Source organism: Streptomyces spiramyceticus, assembly GCF_028807635.1.
GTDB lineage: Bacteria > Actinomycetota > Actinomycetes > Streptomycetales > Streptomycetaceae > Streptomyces > Streptomyces spiramyceticus.
The window spans coordinates 1,140,354-1,159,699 of sequence record NZ_JARBAX010000002.1 but is presented as its reverse complement, the minus strand read 5'-3'; the positions used below and the strand labels follow the sequence as shown (position 1 = coordinate 1,159,699).

The window sequence follows — 19,346 nt, the reverse complement described above, 5'->3', positions numbered from 1 at the left end:
GTGTGTGATGCAGCAAGGCTATCGCGTGACACGACTCCTGCGCGTAATCGATCTCGTCGACTCAGCCGTGGACCGGTTCGCCTGTCCGCGCCGGACACTGGAGTGTTCATGCGGGCCCTTTTCACGACCGCGCCGCTCGCCGGTCACCTGCTTCCGCTCGTGCCGACGGCATGGGCCCTGCGGGCGGCCGGTCACGACGTCCTGGTGACGACCCGGGAGAACTTCGTCCCGGTCGCGCTGCGGTCGGGGCTGCCGTCCTCCTCGTGCGGGCCCGCCGTCGATTTCACGGGCACGGTCGCCGACGGACCGCTCGCGCCGTCTCGGGACGAGGCGGGGCAGCGGGGCGTCCTGGGCGGGGCGTTGGCGCGCGTCGCCCGGGGCAGCCTGGCCGGGGTGCGGCGGCTGGCGGACGTCTGGCGGCCGGACTTGATCGTCAGCGAACGGGCCGAGTTCGCCGGACCGCTGGTCGCGGCGGCCCTCGGCATCCCGTGGGTCCGCTACCACTGGTCGGTCTCCTGTCTGGAGGAGTACCGGCGCGCGGCCGAGGAGGAGTTCGCGCCGGAGCTGACCGCGCTCGGCCTCGACCGGTTCCCGGATCCCGCGCGCGTGCTCGATCCGTGGCCGGTGTCCCTGCGCCGGCCGGACGCGGTCGCCCACGACGGCATCCGGCACGTACCGGCCCACGGGGACGCCCCCGTGCCGGAGTGGGCGTTCACGCGCGGCCGCAGGCCCCGGATCTGCGTGACGCTCGGCACCATGCTGCCCCGGTACGGCGCGTTCGGGGTGCGCGACTTCCTGGCGGAGCTGGTGGAGGAGACGCGCGGATCGGACTGCGAGCTGCTGATCGCGGTCGACGACGACATCGTCGCGCGGTGGCCGCCGCTGCCCGCCGCGGTGCGGCACGCCGGCCGGCTGCCGTTGGCCGAGGTGCTGCCCGCCTGCGACGTGGTGGTGCACCACGGCGGTCAGGGCACGTCCCTGACCGCCCTGGCCGCGGGCCGGCCACAGGTCGTCATGCCGCGGCTCGACGACCAGTTCGACAACGCGCAGGCACTGGCGGCGGCGGATGCGGCCCTGCTCGTGCCACCGTCCCTGGCCACTCCCGCGGCCGTGGCCGCGGGGTGCGCCGAACTGCTGGAGAACGCCCTGTATGCCAAGGCGGCAGCCGGGCTCGCCGAGACGATGGCGCTGCTGCCGTCGCCGTCGGCGGCGGTCGGACCCCTGGAGCACCTGGGGCCTGCACCGGGCATGCTGCGGAGCCACGCGAACGAGGATGCGGTGTGACGTGATTTCCGAAGTACTCAACCGTTCGAACGATCCGCGCGGGCCGTTGATCACGGTGGTCGGCGCGTCCGGCTTCATCGGATCCGCCCTGGTCGCCGAGTTGGCGCGCACGCCGGTGCGGCTGCGGGCGGTGTCCCGACGCGAGGCCCCCGTCCCCGCGGGGACGCCGGCCGCCGTCGAGGTCCGCCGGGCGGACCTCGCCCGGCCGGGCGAGGTCCGGGACGCCGTCGAGGGGGCGGACGCGGTCGTGCACCTCGCCGCCCACATCGGCGGCGCGCAGTCGTGGCGCGCGGCCGACGAGCGGTCGGCGCGGGTGAACGTCGGCCTGCTGCACGACCTGGTCGACGCGTTCCGGGGCCGCTCGGGCACCCTCCCGGCCGTGGTCTTCGCCAGTACCCTGCAGGCCGGCGCCGACGTCGCCCGGCAGGGCGCGTACGCCCGGCAGAAGTCGGCCGCCGAAGAGGTCCTGCTGCGGGCCGCGTCCGAGGGGGTGGTCCGGGGCGTCGTGCTGCGGCTGCCGACCGTGTACGGCCGCAGCCCGCTGACCGGGTGGACCGGTCGCGGGGTGGTCGCGTCGGTGGCGCGGCGGGCCGTCGAGGACGGGCCGGTCACGATGTGGCACGACGGCACGGTCGGGCGCGATCTGCTCCACGTGGAGGACGCGGCCCGCGCCTTCGTGGCGGCGCTCGACCACGCGGCGCGGCTCGACGGCGGCACGTGGTCCGTCGGCACCGGCCGGCTGGAGCCCTTGGGAGAGGTGTTCTCGACCATCGCCGGGCTGGTGTCCGAGCGGACGGGGAGGCCCCCCGTCCCGGTGGTCTCCACGGAGCCGCCCGACCATGCCGAGGCGGGCGACTTCGACAGCCCGGTCTCCGACCCCTCCGCGTTTCGCGCGGTGACCGGATGGTCTCCCCGCGTTCCGTTGCAGGCGGGGCTCAGCGCCGTGGTGGAGACGATGGTGGCCGCGGAATCGAGGGGTGGGATCCGAGGTTGAGCACGGACCGGAATCAGGCCGCGCACACGCGGCTCGGCCGCAGCGCGACGCTGGTGAGCCGGCTCTGGCTGGGCACCGTGAACTTCAGCGGCCGGGTCGAGGACGCGGACGCGATGCACCTGATGGAGACGGCGGTCGACCGCGGCATCAACTGCATCGACACGGCGGACATCTACGGTTGGCGGGTCCACAAGGGGCACACCGAGGAGTTGGTGGGCCGTTGGCTGGCCAAGAGCGCCGCGCGGCGGGAGGACGTCCTGCTGGCCACCAAGGTCGGCGGGGACATGAGCGAACGGCTCAACGACGGCGGCCTGTCGGCCCGGCACATCATCACGGCCTGCGAGCAGTCGCTGCGGCGTCTGAGGGTGGACCACATCGACCTGTACCAGATGCACCGCATCGACCACGCCGCTCCCTGGGACGAGATCTGGCAGGCGATGGACCGTCTGGTGGCGAGCGGCAAGGTGACCTACGTGGGGTCGTCGAACTTCGCGGGCTGGAACGTCGCCGCCGCACAGGACGCCGCGCGGCGGCGGCGGTCCCTCGGGCTGGTGTCCGAGCAGTGCCTGTACAACCTGGCGGTACGGCACGCCGAGTTGGAGTTGTTGCCGGCGGCGCAGGCGTACGGGCTGGGAGTGTTCGCCTGGTCGCCGCTGCACGGCGGGCTGCTCAGCGGGGTGTTGCGCAAGCTGGCGGCGGGCACTGCGGTGAAGTCGGCGCAGGGGCGGGCCCAACTGCTGTTGCCCGAGCTGCACGCCACGATCGAGGCGTACGAGGGGTTCTGCGACCGGATCGGGGCGGACCCGGCCGAGGTCGGCCTGGCCTGGGTGCTGTCCCGGCCGGGGATCAGCGGTGCGGTGATCGGGCCGCGCACGGTGGAGCAGCTGGACTCGGCGCTGCGGGCCCTGGACCTGGTCCTCGGGGAGGCCGAACTGGCCGAACTGGACGCCATCTTCCCGGCCCTGGGCAACGGCGGCCGGGCGCCGGATGCGTGGATCAGCTGAAGGGCGGTGCATCGGCCGACGTCACGCCGGCCGATGCCGCCGGTCATACGACGTCGAGCGCGGGCAGCGGGAAGATCAGTCGGCCGCCGCCGTCGAGGAAGTCCCGTTCCCGCTCGACGAATCCGTCCCGGTAGATCCAGGGCAGGACCAGCAATTGGTCCGGCTTCTGTGCCTTCGCGTCCTGTTCGGACACGATGGGGATGGCCGTTCCCGGGGTGAAGCGGCCCGCCTTCTCCTCGCTCACCTCACCGATGCAGGGCAGGTCCCGCTCGGTGATCCCGCAGTACTGCAGGATGACGTTGCCCTTGGTGGAGGCGCCGTACCCCAGGGTCAGCCTGCCCTCTTCGCGGGAGCGGTCGAGGAAGTCGCGCAGGGCGCCCCGCTGGTTCACGACCCGGCGGGCGAAGCCCTCGAACGGCGCCATGCCGTCCAGTCCCGCCGCGGCCTCCCGGGCACGGATGCGGGCCAGGCCCGCATCGTCCTTCCGGTGCTGGGAGCCGCTCCTGGCCAGCGTGACGCACAGGCTGCCGCCGTACACCTCGGTGAGCTCGGCCCTGATGACAGTCAGGCCGACCCGCTCTGCCATCCACTCGATCTGCCGGAGGGCGTAGTACTCCAGGTGCTCGTGGCAGACGATGTCGTACGCGTCGGCTTCGAGCATGGCGGGCAGGTAGCTCTGCTCCATCATCCAGATGCCGTCCTCGGTGAGGACGTCGCGGACGTCGCTCATGAAGCGCAGCGGGTCCGGCAGGTCGTAGAACATGGCTATCGAGGTGACGACCTTCGCCCGCCGCGCGCCGAACCGGCTCTCGAAGGTCTCGCGGGTGAAGTAGTCGACGATCAACTCGGCGTTCCGCGGGTACAGTTCGCGGAACTTCCCGCCGGTCGGGTCGATGCCGACCAGTTGGGGGCCGTCGGCAGGGTAGCCGCTCAGCAGTGTCGCGTCGTTGCTGCCGATGTCGACGACCAGGTCGTCCGGGCCGAGGTCCACCAGCTCGCGGATGGCGGCGACCTTGCCGTGGAGGTGGTCGACCATGAACGGCCGGATGCCCGAGCGGTAGCCGTAGCCCTCTCCGTACATGAGGTCCGGATCGGGGGTGTGGCGCAGTTGCACGAGGCCGCATCCGGCCGGGGAACAGACGACGAGTTCGAGCGGGACCGACGGCACAACCTGTTCGCGGCTCGTCGGGAACACTCCGGTGAGCGCTTGTTCGCCCAGGTCGAGTACGGAGAGCAGCTCCTTGTTGCCGCAGACGCGGCACGCGGTGGCAATCATGGGGTCCTTTCGGAATCCGGGCCGGGGCGCCGGCCCGGGGCCAGGTCGGGGGCTTCGAGACGGAGGGTGTCGGGGGTGGGCTGGGGGGACGGCATCAGGTGCAGGCGGCCGATCGCACCGGTGGGGGCGGACGCGTCCTGGCACGGGCAGGGGTCATCGGTGAATCCGGCGAAGCGGTAGGCCACTTCCATCATTCGGTTGCGTTCGGTGGCGCGGAAGTCCGCGCCGAGGTGCACCCCGGCCCGGTGTGCCTGGTCGGTCAGCCAGCGCAGGATCGCCGTGCCGGCGCCGAGGGACACCACCCGGCACGAGGTGGCCAGCAGCTTGATCCGCCAGGCGTCGGGGCTGCGCCGCAGCAGCACGACGCCGACCGCTCCGTAGGGGCCGAAGCGATCGGTGACCGTGGTGACCAGCACCTCGTGGTCGGGGTCGTCGATGAGGGCGCGCAGATCGTCCTCGGAGTAGTGCACTCCGGTGGCGTTCATCTGGCTGGTGCGCAGGGTGAGTTCCTCGACCCGGGACAGCTCGTGGGGGGTGGCGCGGCTGATCCGCATCCTGATGTCCAGCGAGCGCAGGAAGTCCGCGTCGGGCCCGGTGAAGTCGGACCGTTCGGCGTCTCGCCGGAAGGACGCCTGGTACATCGAGCGGCGGCGCCGCGAGTCGACGGTGACGGTGTCCGGGCTGAACTCCGGCAGGTCGGTCAACCCGGTCGCCTGTCCGGCGGTGTAGGTGCGGACCTCCGGCAACTCGTGTGTCACCTCGGCGCGTTCGAAGGGCTGGTCGTCGATGAAGGCGAGGGTGCCGAGCGCGAAGTTGAGCCGGTCGGCGATCTCGCGGACCGACTTCGACTTCGGCCCCCAGCCGATCTGCGGGAGCACGAAGTATTCGGCGACGCCGAGCTGTTCCAGTTTCGCCCAGGCGTGGTCGTGGTCGTTCTTGCTGGCCACGGCCTGGAGGATGCCGCGCGCGTCCAGCTCGGCGATGGTCCGCAGGACGTCCGGGGTGAGCCGGACCTCGTCCTCCTCCAGGAGTGTGCCCTGCCAGAGGGTGTTGTCCAGATCCCAGACCAGGCATTTGACCAGGGGCTCGGCGGCGTTGTCCCGGTGCACGTCGTTCCTTTCTCTCGATACGGCGGATGCGACCGCGACTGTCTCGATACGGCGGATGCGGCCGCGACTCTTCGACAGGCGGACACCGCCGGGACCAGAAGGATTACGGCCCGTTCATCCCGCGGCGGACACCGCATGCCGGGCCAGGATCAGCTCGCAGATCTCGTTGCTGCCCTCGATGATTTCCATGAGCTTGGCGTCGCGGTGCGCCCGGGCGACGACATGCCCGTCGCGGGCCCCGGCCGACGCCAGCACCTGCACGGCCCGCTCGGCGCCGCGTGCGGCGCCGGTGGCCGCGACGTGCTTGGCCAGGACGGCGGCGATCACCATGTCGGGGCTGCCCTCGTCCCACTGGGCGCTGGCGTACTCGCACGCCCTGGCGGCGTGCTGTTCGGCGATGAACAGTTCGGCGAGGTGCCGGGCGACGAGTTGGTGTTCCGAAAGCCGCGTGCCGAACTGCTCCCGTCCGCTGGTGTGCCGCACGGCGGCGGCCAGACAGCCGCGCAGGATGCCCAGGGAGCCCCATGCCACGGACATCCGGCCGTAGCTCAGCGCGGTGGTGACCAGCAGGGCGGGGGTGCGGTCGTGGCCCTGCAGGAGGGCGTCGGCCGGCAGCCGGACCCCGTCCAGGTGGATGTTCGCATGACCGGCCGCGCGGCAGCCGTGCGCGTCGGCGATGCGCTCGATCCGTACGCCGGGGGCCGAGGCGGGCACCACGACGGCCCCCGCGCCCTCCTCCGTGCGCCCGAAGACCACCAGCAGGTCCGCGTAGGCGGCGTTGGTCGCCCACACCTTGACCCCGTCGACGACGATCTCGTCCCCGTCGAAGGCGATACGGGTCCGCAAGGCGGACAGGTCACTGCCGGCGCCGGCTTCGGTGAAGGCCACGGCGGCCAGTTCGCCACTGGTCAACCGGGAAGTCAGCGGGGCCTGTTGGTCCGCTCCGGCGAGTCGGCGCAGCGTCCAGGCCGCCATGCCCTGCGAGGTCATGACGCTCCGCAGGGAGCTGCACAGGGCGCCCACGTGCGCGGTGAGTTCGCCGTTGCGCCGACTGGACCAGCCGAGGCCGCCGTGGGCCGCGGGCGCCTGCGCGCACAGCAGGCCCCGGGAGCCGAGATCGCGCAGCAGGGAGAGGGGCAGCTCGCCCGTACGGTCCCACTCGGCCGCCCGGTCGCCGACCAGCTCGGTGAACAGTTCCTCGGCCTCGGATGCGGCGGCATGCGGCGCGTCAGCCACCGGCGGGCCCGGTCGCCTCGCCGGTCGGACCGGGCGCGGCCAGCCGTCCGACCAGCCGGACCATCGCGTCGACGGTGCGGAAGTTGTCGAGCATCAGGTCGGCGCCGCTGATGACGATTCCGTGGGTCTTCTCCAGGTGCACGACGAGCTGCATGGCGAACAGCGAGGACATGCCACCGACGGCGAACAGGTCCTGGTCGCGCTCCCAGGTGGTCTTGGTGTTGGCCGCGAGGAAACCGAGCAGTTCCTCGGCCACCTCGTCGTCGGCGGGCGTCGTGCCGGTCGAATCCGGCCGGCCGGAAGTCGTGGTCATTGCATGGTCTCCTGGTAGTCGTAGAATCCCCGGCCGCTCTTGCGGCCGAGCAGGCCCTGCCGGACCTTGTCCAGCAGCAGTTCACTCGGGCGGAGAGCCGGATCTCCGGTCCGTTCGTGCATCACCCGCAGCGAGTCGGCCAGGTTGTCCAGCCCGATCAGATCGGCCGTGGCCAGTGGTCCGGTGCGGTGGCCGATGCAGTCGCGCATCAGCGCGTCCACGGTTTCCGGGGTGGCCCTGCCCTCGTGCACCACCGCGATGGCGTCGTTGAGCATCCGGTGCAGGAGGCGGCTGGTCACGAACCCGGCGCCGTCGCCGACGACGATGCCCCGGCGGCCCAGTCCGGACAGCAGTTCCCGGGTCGACTCCGCGGCCGCCTCTCCGCTGCGTGGTCCCAGGACCACCTCGACCGTGCGGATCACGTACGCGGGGTTCATGAAGTGCACGCCGACCAGGTCCTCGGGGCGGGGGACGGCATCGGCCAGTTCGTCGATGGGAACGCCCGAGGTGTTGCTGATGAGCAGCGTTCCGGGGCGTGCCGCGGACGCCAGGTCCGCCAGGACCTCCGCCTTCCTCTTGGGGTCCTCGGTGACGGCCTCGATCACGGCGGTCACGGCGGCGATGGCGTTCAGGGCGTCCTCGACGGTCAGTTCGCCGGGCGGGCGGTCGTGGGGCAGCGCGCCCATCAGCCGGGCCGTCCGCAGATGGAGTGCGACCGTGTCGGGGGCGGCGGCGCGCGCCTCGACGGACGTGTCGATCAGGGTGACCGGGTGTCCGTGTCCGACGGCGAGTGCGGCGATGGCCGTGCCCATGACACCCGCTCCGAGCACGACGAGCGGAGAATTTTCATTGGAATTGGGCACAGAGCCTCCAGAATCCCGGGACGACGGCTGTGCGAAATGCTGTCCCGAATCGCTTCTGTGCTCCATCACTTGGCCGTGACTTTGTCACCTAGGAAGCGGTGCGGGCCTGGCGGAGGCTATGTCATCTCCGGCTTGTCCACCCCGGAGTTCCGTACCTAAAGTGCGCCCGGCGAACGCGCGGCGGAATTACCGCCGTTTCCTGCCAAGGGCCCGTGGTTTGAACGACCTCGACGTATGAAGGGTTTCACATGGCTCATATCGCATTCTTCATCCTTCCGGTTGCCGGGCATGTGAATCCGACGCTGGGAGTCGCCGAGGAGCTGGTGGCGCGCGGCCACCGGGTGACGTACGCGCTGTCCGGGGAGCTCGCCGAGCGGGCCCGGCTGATCGGCGCCGAGGTGGTCACCTATCCCGTGGACAAGCAACGGTTCCTGGACCAGATGGTGCCTCGGCAGGACGCGGACGAGTACACGGACGAGGGCGAGTTCGTACGGGTCCTGGAGTGGCTGCTGGACATGACGGCGCAGACCCTGGAACCGCTGGAGCGGCACTTCGCCGAGAACCGTCCCGATGTCGTCGTCAACGACCCGTCGTCGCTGTGGACGGGGCGGCTGCTGGCGGACCGGTGGGACATCCCGGTCATCCGCAGCACTCCGACCTACGCCGCCAACGAGCACTGGTCGCTGCATCCGCCCGTCGACTCGGCCGAGCCGCCGGACGATCCCGAGCTGCACAAGCTGCTCGCGCGGATCGAGCGGCTGCTGGAGGAGCAGGGCGTCGAGCACGACCTGGCCGCCTTCACCGGGGTCCTGCACGGCGGCCCGGCCCTGCTGTACATGCCGCGCTCGTTCCAGTACGCGGGCGAGACCTTCGACGAACAGCACCACTTCGTCGGCCCCTGCCCGCCCCGGACCGCGTTCCACGGCGAGTGGACGCCGACGGACGACGACGGCCGGCCCTTGGTGCTGGTGAGCCTGGGAACCCTCTACAACGACCGGCCGGACTTCTTCCGCACCTGCCTGGAGGCGTTCCGCGACGAGCCCTGGAACGTCCTTCTGGTGCTGGGCGGCGGGGTGCCCGCCGCCGACCTGGGCCCGCTTCCCGACAACGTCCGGGTGCACGACTTCGTGTCGCTGCGCGATGTGCTCCCGCACACCGCCGTGGTGGTGAACCACGGCGGGATGAGCACCGCCATGGAGGTGTTCTCGCACGAGGTGCCGGTGGTGGCGATCCCGGTGATGCCGGAGCCTCGGGCCACCGCGCGGCGGATCGTCGAACTGGGTCTCGGTGACCAGCTCCTGAACTCGGAGCTGACGGCCGAGTCCCTGCGTGCCACCGTGCGGCGGGTGCTGGAGGACTCCCGGATCCCGGCGAACATGCGGAAGATCCGTGAGCAGATCACGGCGGCCGGCGGGGCGAATGCGGCGGCCGACGCGGTCGAGGGACTGCTGCCCCAGGGGAGCTGAGGCGTCCTCGCATCCGAAACGCGTTCACCTTCCGACCGGCGGGATCGCTCCATGCTCATCACCGAAACGACCGTGCCCGACGTCTTCCGCATTGATCCGGAGCCCATTCCCGACCATCGGGGCCGGTTCTACGAAGCCGTGCGCCAGAGGCCGCTGGAGGCTGCCGTCGGTCACTCGATCGCGGTCCGGCAGGTCAACTTCACCGTCTCCGGGCGCAATGTGCTGCGCGGTCTCCACGCCACCACACTGCCGCCGGGCCAGGGCAAGATCCTCACCTGCGTGCGGGGTTCGGTACTGACCATGGTGGTCGACATGAGGGTGGGGTCGCCGAGCTTCGGACGGTACGAGGCCGTCCGGCAGGATCCGCGGTCGGGCACCGCCCTCTACCTGCCGGACGGCATCGGCCTGGGCTATGTGGCACTCGTGGACGACACCTGTATGAACTATCTGTGCACACACGAATACGTCCCGGGCATGGTCATCGACGTCGATGCGCTGGACCCCGAACTCGACCTGCCCTGGGACCTGGCCGACACTCCGATCCGGTCCGCCAGGGACGCCGCGGCGCCGTCCCTGCGGGCGGCCGTCTCCGCGGGGATCCTGCCGACGTACGAGGAGTGCCTGCGGGTCCGTGAGCCCCTACCCGCCGCTCTTGACTGAATGCGTTCCCAAAAAGCCTTGCCGGGGTCGGGGTCGACGCCGACGCCGACGCCGGCAGGGACAAACGCGTAAAAGACCTGCGGCGCCATGAAAACAGGGCGCCAAGGAAAAGGAACGGTTGCGAAGTCGGCCCGCAACCGCTCATGCAATTCCGGAACTGACAGCCGCCGCCCCGCTGGACGAGAACGGCCGAGTTCTTCGCGCAGACCGCGCGCGAGGACGCCGCCCGGCATTCCCCGCCGACCGCGCGCCACTCGTCCGACTCCCCCTGCGGCTGCACCAGTTGCGCGGCGGGCGCACTTCGGGCGGCAGCAGCACTCGTGGAGGACGGTCTCCGCCCTCCACGAGTGCACCGGGCGACTCGGCCCCGTGCGAACGACACACGAGCTCGGCCCCGTGCGACCGGCACGCGTACCGGGCCGGTCGCACCTGCCGGAACGTCACACCGCCGCGACCCCACGGAAGTCGACCCGCGCGGAGGGCTGCGCCAGCCGCAGCGTGTGGGCGATGGACGCCAGCGTCACGTGCCGGTGCCAGCCCTGGAACGACCGTCCTTCGAAGTCGCGCATGCCCACGCCCACACTCACCCGTTCGAAGTCGGCGTCCACCTGCTCGGTGAGCATGGCCAGCCGCAACAACGCGCCGCGGTCCCAGGACGTGAGGTCGGTCAGCCACAGGTCGGCCGGGCGCCGGCGGTTGCCCCGCCACACCCCCATCAGCACCAGGGTCCGCCTCGGGACCACGCCCGGCAGCACCACGGCGTGCGGGGCGACGAGACTGAGGGAGCCCTGCCACTCCACGGGGCGACTCAACCGCTTCATCTGCTCCATTAGTTGCTGGGCCGAGGTGGTCGCGGTGTGGTGGTCCACCAGGCCGCGCCCACCTGCCGACGCCAATTGGAGGTTCCCGCCCACACGCACCATGAAGGGCAGACCCACGAGACTGAGCCCACGCACCAAGCGCGGCAGAACGGCGGCGCGCGCGTCCATCACCACGGGTCGCGCCGAGGTCCGGCTGGCCTGGGCGGCCTCGGCCACCAGGCGAACGACGTTCTCCTCCTCACCGAGCGCACCGGGCGCGCCGAGTTGCCGGGAACCGCCGTCGCCGCCCCGGCCGCCGCCCAGCGTCAGGTGCCAGCTGACCGGGGCCGCCGTCGCGCCCGAGGCCAGCCACAGTCCGTGGCTCTGCTGGCAGCTCACCACCCGCCCCAGATCGGGCACGAACCGCCGGCTCACCCCGACCGAGCGCACCCCCGCCTTGGAGACCACCATCGGCCAGATCACCCAGGCCTCGGGGTTCAGCCTGTCGTCCACGTAGCGGGCCAGCGCGGCCCGCACCGCGCCCCAGTCCCAGGTCGACCCGGCGACGAAATGGTGCAGGCTCTGCTCCGCCGCGCCTTCTCCGACGAAGGCGGCGAGGTTCCGGGCGGTCTTGCGCCCCTGGGCGGTGAGCAGCCCGCGTATGTACTGCTCACCCCTTCTGCGCTGGTCCGCCCGGCGGAGCGAGCCGAGTAACTCCGCACATCCCTCGGAGACGAGCGAGTCGAAGTCGTGGCCCGCGGCGGGGCCCGTCAGGGGCGCCGTACCGGCGGGTTCAAGCGTACGAAATTTCATGGGAGTCCTCGTGGGGGCCTCGTCATTCCTGCGAGTGGACTCGGACCAGCATCGCGAATTCACCCCGACCGCCCCAGGTACACCGGGCACACTCATTCCGCTTCGCTCCCCCACCGACGCACCCTCGGCGCGGACCGCTCCCACCGCTCCGAAACGTGAGGGGAAACCCACCACGAGCGCCCCACGAGTGGTGCCGGGGCACCACGACCGACCACTCCACGAGATCGCTCCACAACGCGACGTGATCACCTCACCGCCGATCACCCCCAGAAGGTGACATGCCATCAGAAACACGTCGCGCCGGCCGCGTCCGCACAGCCCCCGGAACACCCCGCGGGACGCACCATCGCCACGGCTGTGTGGGCCGACGCCCCCTTGACGGACACGAACCCAAATGGCCTACCTGCCAAGGGAGAGTTTGCGGTCGGCGGGCGCATCCGAGGGACCTGCCGCCTGCCGGACACCGCGGCGGGTATACGGCACCACGCGAAAACTCCCCCTGACCTTTCCAGGGCTTCTACGGCACTGCCCAGCTCCCCTCGGTCATCCCATCAGGAGCGCCGAGATGGCGTTGCGTAACTGGGCGGGTTGCGGGGACGGCGGGACATGCCGCTGAAACGGCAGGGCCCAGCGGCCTGCGGGGGCGTCGTCCGCCGAATGAGTGGTGAACAGGCGCAACTGCGGGCCTGGTGTCAGGCCCAGTTCGCGTGGGAGACGGTGATGTGTGAGGAGGAGAGCGGGGGCGCCGCTGGTGGCGGCGGTTGCCAGTGCGCGGGCCACGTCGGGGACGTCGAGTGTGCGGGTGGTCCATAGGGCGAGGAGGTCGGTGGGCCGGGCGACGGGCACGGCCTGGGACGGCCGGTCGAAGGTCACGAGCTGCGGATGGCGGCCGTACCGCCAGAACTCGGCGGTGATGAGATGCGCCGCCGCGCGCAGCAGCGCTTCGACCGGCCCGAACGTCGGCGGGCTGGTGTCGAGGACCAGGGTGACCTCTCCCGGGAACGGCTCGGCCTCCGTGACATGGAGCCGGTAGAGCAGTTCGTGGCGGGAGTGCTTCAGGAGCAGGAGCGTTCTTGGCAGGGCGAGTTGGGTGGGCAGCAGATGGGTCAGGGCGCCACGGTTGCTGGTGCCGCTGGTGCCCGGCGCGTGGACGGTGGTCTTCGTACGGGCGGAGCCGTCGCTCGCCTGCGGGGCGAGCAGCCGGAGTTGGCGGCGATCGAGGTGCGGCATGTCGGCGGCCGAGCGCGCGAGCAGGAGCGGCAGGCTGGGGTCGGCCTGGACCGTCTCCGGACCGAGAACGGTGAGAAGGGAGATCATCCGGTCGCTCACCCTGTTGGCGACGTCGGCGACGGGCGTCAGCGGTACGGCCGGTACATCGCTCTCGCACAGCCCGGAGGCCAGCGCGTCGCGAAGGGCTGCCACGCGGTCCGCGTCGCCGCTCCCCGGCGGAGGGGCGCACTCGGCGACTTGGGCGGTCTCGGCCGCGAGGAGCCCCGCGAATCCGATCCGGGAGCGGCCCGGCCAGGCCAGTTCCTTGAGGCGGACGATGCCGGGGTGGTCGGCGAGCGCACGGAAGCGGGGGTCGTGGAGTGCGCCGGGGGCGGTCCTGCCGGTGAGTGCGACGAGGTCTTCGACGAGGGAGAGCGGCGGCCACAGGTCGGCCTTGCCGAGAGCGACGAGGCCGGCCGGGTCGACGTGGAGGGCGGTGGGGCGCGGTGGCGCGTCGGGGGGTGGGGGTGCGTCGGAGGGTGGAGTTACGTCGGGCGGTGGTGGCGTATCCGGTCCTGAGGACAGCTTGTTGCCGCTCGCCTCGTGCGGAACGGCCGCGAAAGGTCCCGGCTCGCGCCGTACGGTGAGGTCCTCGCAGAGCACGGCGGTCATCGGCAGCCGGGAGGACGGCAGACACCAGGTCACGCTGATGATGCCGGGGTGGTCGTAGGGCGAGTCGAAATTTTCGGTCCGCCACCTGCCGGGTGCTCCTACCGGCGCATCACTGGCGGGCTCCAGGCCCATGAGCGTGAGCGAGCCGTCGTCGCAGCCGATCGCCAGGAGCTTCCGGTGATCGGGCAGGTCCAGCCAGTCCAGCGTCTTCACGCCCCGAAGCAGGCGACTGGCCAGCCTCACCCCGGAGTTGGCGACAACTTCCCAGACGGAGAACCCGCTTTCGAACCCCTCTGCCAGCAGGAAGTTATCCCGGGACAACCCCGTTGCGGCCATGAGCGTCGGGCGATCTGCATCAATCGACAGGCGAGCGGCCATGGTTGTCCGGCCCAAGGGGGGTGTTTCCGTCGCTCTCTTCGTCTCGAAGCGGCCGCCCTCCGAGCTCACGATTGTCGTCGCTCCCGATGAATCGGCCAGTCCGCACAGCACCGGTCTGCCCAAGTCGGCCGACGACCCCAAGTCACCGTAGTAGCCGCCCGGTCCATAGATATCGATGACATATTCAACATCCGAGTAGTGGCGGCGGAAGCGGAAGAGGAAGCGCTCCGCGCCGTGGACCCGCACCGGGGCATGGGACGAAGAGCCGGGCACACGGACCAGCAGTGCCGCCGTCATCCCGTCCCATATGGCGCTCCCCGAGTGGCCCTGCACTGCCAACAGGGCCCTGTCCGCCGGCCATGTTCCAGGTTACGGACAACACCTGCTCGTTTCCGTCCTGCATCGAGCGCAGCAGTTTGCCCGTCTGCCCGTCCCAAACCCGGACCCTGCCCATCGGGCTGCCCGTAGCCACCAGCAGCGGTCCCCCCGGCATCGCACCGATGTCCATGCACGTCGTATGCTCCGCCCCCTGCCCCTCCAGCCTCGTGATGCCGGCCGTCAGCTCCTGCGACGGCCCACCCACGGCAGCCAGCGGCTCCGGCCCCGCGCCGCCGCGTCCCACCGAGCGCGCCTGAGCCAGTGCCCAGGCGCGCAGCGCCCGGTCCTCTGCCGGGATCGTCGACGTCACTGTCACCGCTCCCCGCCCGGCCCCAGCACCACGAGGTTCGCCTTCAACTGCTCGCCGTACTCGTCGCCCAGTGCCACCGCGACGTGCTCGGCGGCGATCCGTGCCGCGTCGTCAAGTGCGGGCACCTGTTCAAGGAGGCCGTAGAGCTCCCGCGCGTAGAGCACCGCCGTCTCGTCGTCGAGCGGTCCCCGGTGGGCGACCACGGTCTCGGCCACGCCCGTGAACAGCTCGGCCACCGCCTCGCTGTCGCAGGACGCCAGAACCAGGCCGCGCAGCTCCGCACCGGCATGGCGCGCGTATACCCGCAACAGCCCGGCGACGTCACGTGCGGGCACCCGGTGGGCGTCGCCGTACGGGTCCTCGAAGACCAGCTGCTCGCCCTCCCCGTGACAGACGAGGTGCAGAAGGTCGGGGCGTACGTCCAGAACGCGTCCCAGGTCGGTGACGTCGGCGGCCGGACAGTAGTCCACGGCAATCGCGCCGCCCGCCGTGGCCTGCTGGATGGCCCGTAACTCCCGGTCTGCACGCACCCGTTCGGACCCATGGGGGCCCGCCCCCACGACCAGGACGTGCCCGACGGGCGACCGCGCCCGCGTCACGGCAAGGAACACCGCGTTGTGCGGGAAGTCGCGGCCCGCTGTCACCAGCAACTGACGCCGGCCGTCCTCCACCATCCCTGCCGAGATCGCGGCCGCCACCGTGTACCAGAATTCGAGCGGCGTGACTCCGAGCTGACTCGGCACATGCTCGCCGGGGAATCCGGCCCTGTGGAGCAGGGTCCTGGCGCTCGGTCCCGGCGGGAAGACGCGGGCGAGTTCGTGGATCTCGTCGTCCGTCAGGTTCATCGCTTCGGTCCTGGGCACGCGCCTACCACCTCCGGCCCGCGGCCTGCCGCGCCGCACGTTCATAGAGGTTGGCCGCGCGCAGTGCATCCCCGTTGTGCTCGTGGATCTCGGCGGCGCGCACCAGGTCACCGGCGAACTCCGCGTCGAGCGCGGTGTCCCGCCAGTGCCGGGGACGGCGGGAGCTGCCGGTCCCGGCATGCCTCGGCCGGCTGCCGGGCGGCTGCGCCTGCCGCAGGCGCGGCGGTTCCGCCGGGCGCGGCTTGGGCTTGGGGGTCAGCCTTTCGTCGACCACGCGCAGTACGGCCTCTGCCTCGTCGGGGAGTTGGAGGTCCGGCTCGGGAAGCGGGCCCACCCACAGCGTCCAGGCGGGGCGGCGCCGCGTGAGGTCGAAGACGAGAGCGGCATGCGCGGTCAGTACGACGGCTCTGTCGGCGTCGGGCTCGAAGAGCGCCTCCAGGGCCGACGGCGGCAACAGCGGCTCCGTACGGAATCCGAGGGGGATGTACAGCGGGCCGGGGCCCGTGCAGTGCAGCGGCTCCCCCAGCGGCAGGCGCTCCAGCAGTCCGCCAGCCGCCAGCAGCAGATGCTGGTCGCGCCCGGTGACGACCTGGACGGCGTCGGCGAGGGGATGCCCCTCCAGCATCATCCGTACGGTGTCCAGTTGTGTGCCGTCCAGCAGGGTGGCGTCGACCGTGGCGCCCGAGGTCCGGGCGGGCACGACGGTGAGGCGGGGAGCTTCGGGTGCGGTCGGCGCGTCGTCGGCCCAGTCCGGCGAGGCGCCCACGTCCTGCAGCGGATAGTCGGCCGCGAGCTCGACCAGGGCCCCGCCGTCGAGCGGCTCGCCCAGCCGCTCCAGCCGGGCGCAGCCGAACTCCGAACCCGACAGCAGCCATACGCCCCGCTCGGCGAGCTCCAGGAGAGGGCCGTCGCTCAGCGCGGATCCCTGGCGGTACTGCATCAGTACGGTGTCCTCTCCCCCGACGCGGCGGCAGAGCAGCGTGAAGGGGTCACGGTGGAGCGCGTCGAGGAAACCGGCGGGGAGGTCTCCGTGCGGTGCCCGCAGGGCGAGTTCGAGTACGACGCCGTGCTGGGCGGGGTCCGACGGCTCGTCGTCGAAGAGCGGGGTGAGGCGGGTGGGGCGGTACGTCACCTCCAGGCCCAGGTCGAGTGCCCGCCTGATGACACCGCCGGCGAACTCTGCCCGCAGCAGCACCACCGCGTCGTCCAGGGCCCTCCCCGGCACGCTGTACAGGCCGGCCCTGCGCACCAGGTCGAAGAGCGTGGCGGGGCGCAACGAGGCAAGGGGCAGGCGCTGCGCCGACCGGCGTCCCGCGACGCGCTCCGGGTCGCCCCAGCCCTGGTCCCGTACCAATTGCGTGCTCCTGACCAGGAACACCGTGCCGTCGGCAGCCGTCGCCAACTGCCGCCCGAGGTCCAGCGCGACGTGCGTGAACACCCACCAGGACGATCCGTCGACGCTCCGGCGGTGGTCACCGGCCTGCGGGCGGCCCAGGGCGGCGAGCCGCCCGGTGAAGACAAGTGCGGAGGTGGCGGTGGCGAACCGCACGGCGATGGCGGTCTCGCCGGAATCACCGGCACCACTGTTTACGTCGGCCAGGGCGGCACGTGCAGGTGCCGCCTTCGGTACAGGTGCCGGACGGCGGGCCGGTCCCGAGGCCGTACGCCCATCCGGTTCCGGGGCGGGACGTTGCCCCAGGGCCCTGGGGCGCGGTTCGGCATCGCGCGGTGCGGACCCGGCCGGCGGCCTGCTGCCACGGCCGCGCGACCGCAGCACCTCCTCCAGTGCCCCGGAGGGCGGCCGGGGCGGACCAGGCGGGACGGGCGGCGGTGCCGACGGCGTGGCGGGCGGCGGTAGTCCGGGCTGCTGGTCCTGGTCGTCGTTTCTGCGTCGTCGTGGCCACTTCATGGTTCATCCCTGTCGTAGTGCACGGACGGCCTGCCGACGGTCGTCCGAAGGAAGATCGGGGATCGTGATCTCGGACTGCAGCACCCGCGCCGCCCACTCGGTCCAGCGCCGCGCCGCGCCACTGCGCCGTCCGCGTACGGCCGCTGCGAAGAGGAGGGCGACCTGGTCGTAGCGCCGCATCGACTCGGCTGTCGCGACCGCCCATTGCTCCACCAGCCGGTCGTACACGAGGGAGTGGGAGCCGAGGAAGACCGCCGCCGCAGCGAGCGCGGCGAGGGGCTCCCGGTCGGAGCGGCCTTCGGCAACGTCGCAGCGTGCCAGTGCCAGCCGCATGCGCAGCGAGCTTTCCCGGGCCTCCTGCTCGGCGGCCGACCTCCGTTGCGCCGACCGGGATTGCGTCACCCGGACAGCCGCCGCGGTCCATTCCCCGGAGCCGAGCCCGGTCCGGACACGGGGCGGCGCACAGACCGCGACCGCCCTGGCGGCCGGCGCGTCCCCGGCTTCGTGGACGAGAACCCAGGCAGCCACGTCCATCATGTCGGCGCACACGTAGTCCTCGGCCGCGCCGAGGAACTCGCCCAGTTCGCGGCACAGTTCGGCGGAGCGCCGGTATGCGCCCGCCTCCCTCAGGCAGCGCGCGGCCTCGGTCGGGAGCCCGGACCGCAGGTAGCAGCCCGCGGCGCGTTCCAGCAGTGCGGCGTCACTCACGGTCGCGCAACTCCCGCCGTGTCGTCGGACGCTCCTCGGGTACGGATTCGTTCGGCTCGCGCCGCCGTCGGCGGGTGTCGCCGTGCACCTCTTCGATGAGGGCGTTGTCCTCGACGATCCTGGCCAGCGCGGCGGCCGCCCTGTCGTGCCGGGCGTCGTGGTCGGCCGCGCGCGGACCCGGGCCGATGTCCTCGACCTCGTACAGCTCGACCTCACCGGTGTCGGCCCGGTACCGGAACCTCACGCGGACCCGCATGGCACCCCTCTCGCACCTGTCTCACGCCTGCTTCTCGCGCCTGCTTCTCACGCCTGTCTCGCGCCGGCTAGATCTGAAGCTCGAAGTCGATCTCCAAGACGCCGTCGGTCTCCGAACACCTGATGAACTCGGCCCCGCGCGAGCGCGCGTACGCCAGCACCGCGTCCCGGTATGCGTCCGCCAGGGCCTGGTGGAAGAGGTTCCGGCCCATCACGCCCACGGCGGCCAGCCGCGCCGCCGCCTGCTCGCGCAGTTCCGGCTCGCGTGCCCTGGCCGCCGCTGCGAGGGCCGCGTCGGCGCGGGCCGCTGCCGCCTCCTGCGCCTCGCCCCCGGCTCCCGCCCCGGCCTCGCTGCGGGCCCTTCGGACCCGTTCCTCGGCCTCCCTGTTCAGGGCCGCCTCGGCCGCGGCCTGTGCGTCGTGCCGGGCGGACGTGCGGTTCCTGCCGCCCCACGAGTCGTCGTAGTACATGCCCGTGCCCTCGGCCTCGATCGTCCCGGTGACCTCGCCGCGCACGGTCTCCGTCGCTTCACCCACCGCCTCGATCGCCGCCGATACGGTCGCCACGATCTCCAGCTCGGCCTCCGCCGGACGGTAGGCGACGTAACCGCCGTCGAAGGAGAACCGGAACGCGTCCTCGGTCTCCTCCCACCCCGGCGAACGGGCAAATACGCCGGGCAGCGCGGCCAGTGTCGGTGCGCCGACGGATCCCCGCAGCGACTCGCACACCCGCGCCTCGCCCGTCGCCTCCCCGGACCGCACCACGCGCCGCCGCATCTCCTGCTCCCAGGCGACGGCCAGTTCACGCGTGGCCCGCACCCTGATGCGCCTCGGATTGCACACCCTC

General features: G+C 71.8%; 18 protein-coding genes. 6 read left to right on the top strand and 12 right to left on the bottom strand.

What is annotated here, in order from left to right:
* Nucleotides 1-108: 108 nt before the first annotated feature.
* Genes PXH83_RS28780 through PXH83_RS28770 form a run of 3 tightly spaced genes read left to right on the top strand, consistent with a single transcriptional unit; the run spans nt 109 to nt 3,282 of the window.
* A complete protein-coding gene (locus PXH83_RS28780) occupies nt 109-1,284 on the top strand; it encodes a glycosyltransferase (RefSeq protein WP_274564260.1) in 1,176 nt (391 codons plus the stop codon).
* A 1-nt stretch (nt 1,285) separates the two neighbouring features.
* Complete coding sequence (locus PXH83_RS28775) at nt 1,286-2,278, top strand: NAD-dependent epimerase/dehydratase family protein (protein ID WP_274564259.1); 993 nt, start codon at nt 1,286-1,288, stop codon at nt 2,276-2,278.
* Nucleotides 2,275-3,282 carry an aldo/keto reductase gene (locus PXH83_RS28770; protein WP_274564258.1) on the top strand — a complete coding sequence of 336 codons (1,008 nt, stop codon included), beginning with the start codon at nt 2,275-2,277 and terminating at the stop codon, nt 3,280-3,282. Before PXH83_RS28775 ends, PXH83_RS28770 begins: the two co-directional genes overlap by 4 nt.
* A 43-nt stretch (nt 3,283-3,325) precedes the next feature.
* Here the strand turns inward: PXH83_RS28770 and PXH83_RS28765 are convergent, their stop codons facing one another.
* From PXH83_RS28765 to PXH83_RS28745, 5 genes are all read right to left on the bottom strand, one after another.
* A complete protein-coding gene (locus tag PXH83_RS28765; RefSeq protein WP_274564256.1) occupies nt 3,326-4,558 on the bottom strand; it encodes a class I SAM-dependent methyltransferase in 1,233 nt (410 codons plus the stop codon).
* The gene (locus PXH83_RS28760; protein ID WP_274564254.1) at nt 4,555-5,667 is read right to left on the bottom strand and encodes an HAD-IIIC family phosphatase; all 1,113 of its coding nucleotides are present in this window, start codon (nt 5,665-5,667) and stop codon (nt 4,555-4,557) included. The genes PXH83_RS28765 and PXH83_RS28760 overlap by 4 nt, the downstream gene beginning before the upstream one ends.
* 114 nt (nt 5,668-5,781) lie before the next feature.
* A complete protein-coding gene (locus PXH83_RS28755; protein ID WP_274564253.1) occupies nt 5,782-6,903 on the bottom strand; it encodes an acyl-CoA dehydrogenase family protein in 1,122 nt (373 codons plus the stop codon).
* Nucleotides 6,896-7,216, bottom strand: a complete 321-nt coding sequence (locus PXH83_RS28750) for an acyl carrier protein (RefSeq protein ID WP_274564251.1) — start codon at nt 7,214-7,216, stop codon at nt 6,896-6,898. The genes PXH83_RS28755 and PXH83_RS28750 overlap by 8 nt, the downstream gene beginning before the upstream one ends.
* Entirely contained in the window at nt 7,213-8,079 is an 867-nt protein-coding gene (locus PXH83_RS28745; protein WP_274564249.1) for a 3-hydroxyacyl-CoA dehydrogenase family protein, read from the bottom strand. The genes PXH83_RS28750 and PXH83_RS28745 overlap by 4 nt, the downstream gene beginning before the upstream one ends.
* A 248-nt stretch (nt 8,080-8,327) precedes the next feature.
* On the opposite strand from PXH83_RS28745, the gene PXH83_RS28740 reads away from it, so the two are divergent.
* Complete coding sequence (locus PXH83_RS28740; RefSeq protein ID WP_274564247.1) at nt 8,328-9,545, top strand: macrolide family glycosyltransferase; 1,218 nt, start codon at nt 8,328-8,330, stop codon at nt 9,543-9,545.
* Nucleotides 9,546-9,596: 51 nt separating this feature from the next.
* Nucleotides 9,597-10,205: a dTDP-4-dehydrorhamnose 3,5-epimerase family protein gene (locus PXH83_RS28735; protein ID WP_274564245.1), complete on the top strand. Its 609-nt coding sequence runs from the start codon at nt 9,597-9,599 to the stop codon at nt 10,203-10,205.
* Nucleotides 10,206-10,645: 440 nt separating this feature from the next.
* Here PXH83_RS28735 and PXH83_RS28730 read toward each other — a convergent pair whose 3' ends face one another.
* Complete coding sequence (locus tag PXH83_RS28730; protein WP_274564243.1) at nt 10,646-11,818, bottom strand: IS701 family transposase; 1,173 nt, start codon at nt 11,816-11,818, stop codon at nt 10,646-10,648.
* 543 nt (nt 11,819-12,361) lie between these two features.
* Nucleotides 12,362-13,912 (bottom strand): hypothetical protein, encoded by a 1,551-nt coding sequence (locus tag PXH83_RS28725; RefSeq protein ID WP_274564242.1) that lies wholly within the window; start codon nt 13,910-13,912, stop codon nt 12,362-12,364.
* A gap of 163 nt (nt 13,913-14,075) precedes the next feature.
* Here PXH83_RS28725 and PXH83_RS28720 point away from each other — a divergent pair, with 163 nt between their 5' ends.
* Nucleotides 14,076-14,228 (top strand): hypothetical protein, encoded by a 153-nt coding sequence (locus PXH83_RS28720; protein WP_274564241.1) that lies wholly within the window; start codon nt 14,076-14,078, stop codon nt 14,226-14,228.
* A gap of 539 nt (nt 14,229-14,767) precedes the next feature.
* Here the strand turns inward: PXH83_RS28720 and PXH83_RS28715 are convergent.
* The 5 genes from PXH83_RS28715 to PXH83_RS28695 all read right to left on the bottom strand — a co-directional run bounded on the left by PXH83_RS28715 (nt 14,768) and on the right by PXH83_RS28695 (nt 19,342).
* Complete coding sequence (locus PXH83_RS28715) at nt 14,768-15,628, bottom strand: effector-associated domain EAD1-containing protein (protein ID WP_274564238.1); 861 nt, start codon at nt 15,626-15,628, stop codon at nt 14,768-14,770.
* A gap of 4 nt (nt 15,629-15,632) precedes the next feature.
* Nucleotides 15,633-17,537 (bottom strand): hypothetical protein, encoded by a 1,905-nt coding sequence (locus PXH83_RS28710; RefSeq protein WP_274564236.1) that lies wholly within the window; start codon nt 17,535-17,537, stop codon nt 15,633-15,635.
* 3 nt (nt 17,538-17,540) lie between these two features.
* Nucleotides 17,541-18,245 (bottom strand): hypothetical protein, encoded by a 705-nt coding sequence (locus PXH83_RS28705; RefSeq protein ID WP_274564234.1) that lies wholly within the window; start codon nt 18,243-18,245, stop codon nt 17,541-17,543.
* On the bottom strand, nt 18,238-18,501 hold the full coding sequence (locus PXH83_RS28700; protein ID WP_274564232.1) for a hypothetical protein: 264 nt from the start codon (nt 18,499-18,501) through the stop codon (nt 18,238-18,240). The genes PXH83_RS28705 and PXH83_RS28700 overlap by 8 nt, the downstream gene beginning before the upstream one ends.
* A gap of 67 nt (nt 18,502-18,568) precedes the next feature.
* The gene (locus tag PXH83_RS28695; RefSeq protein ID WP_274564229.1) at nt 18,569-19,342 is read right to left on the bottom strand and encodes a hypothetical protein; all 774 of its coding nucleotides are present in this window, start codon (nt 19,340-19,342) and stop codon (nt 18,569-18,571) included.
* Between the last annotated feature and the right edge of the window lie 4 nt (nt 19,343-19,346).

Coding starts and splice junctions, on each gene's coding strand:
- PXH83_RS28780 (WP_274564260.1), top strand. CDS start 109: ATGCGGGCCCTTTTCACGACCGCGCCGCTCGCCGGTCACCTGCTTCCG.
- PXH83_RS28765 (WP_274564256.1), bottom strand. CDS start 4,558: ATGATTGCCACCGCGTGCCGCGTCTGCGGCAACAAGGAGCTGCTCTCC.
- PXH83_RS28750 (WP_274564251.1), bottom strand. CDS start 7,216: ATGACCACGACTTCCGGCCGGCCGGATTCGACCGGCACGACGCCCGCC.
- PXH83_RS28740 (WP_274564247.1), top strand. CDS start 8,328: ATGGCTCATATCGCATTCTTCATCCTTCCGGTTGCCGGGCATGTGAAT.
- PXH83_RS28735 (WP_274564245.1), top strand. CDS start 9,597: ATGCTCATCACCGAAACGACCGTGCCCGACGTCTTCCGCATTGATCCG.
- PXH83_RS28730 (WP_274564243.1), bottom strand. CDS start 11,818: ATGAAATTTCGTACGCTTGAACCCGCCGGTACGGCGCCCCTGACGGGC.
- PXH83_RS28720 (WP_274564241.1), top strand. CDS start 14,076: ATGGTTGTCCGGCCCAAGGGGGGTGTTTCCGTCGCTCTCTTCGTCTCG.
- PXH83_RS28710 (WP_274564236.1), bottom strand. CDS start 17,537: ATGAAGTGGCCACGACGACGCAGAAACGACGACCAGGACCAGCAGCCC.
- PXH83_RS28700 (WP_274564232.1), bottom strand. CDS start 18,501: ATGCGGGTCCGCGTGAGGTTCCGGTACCGGGCCGACACCGGTGAGGTC.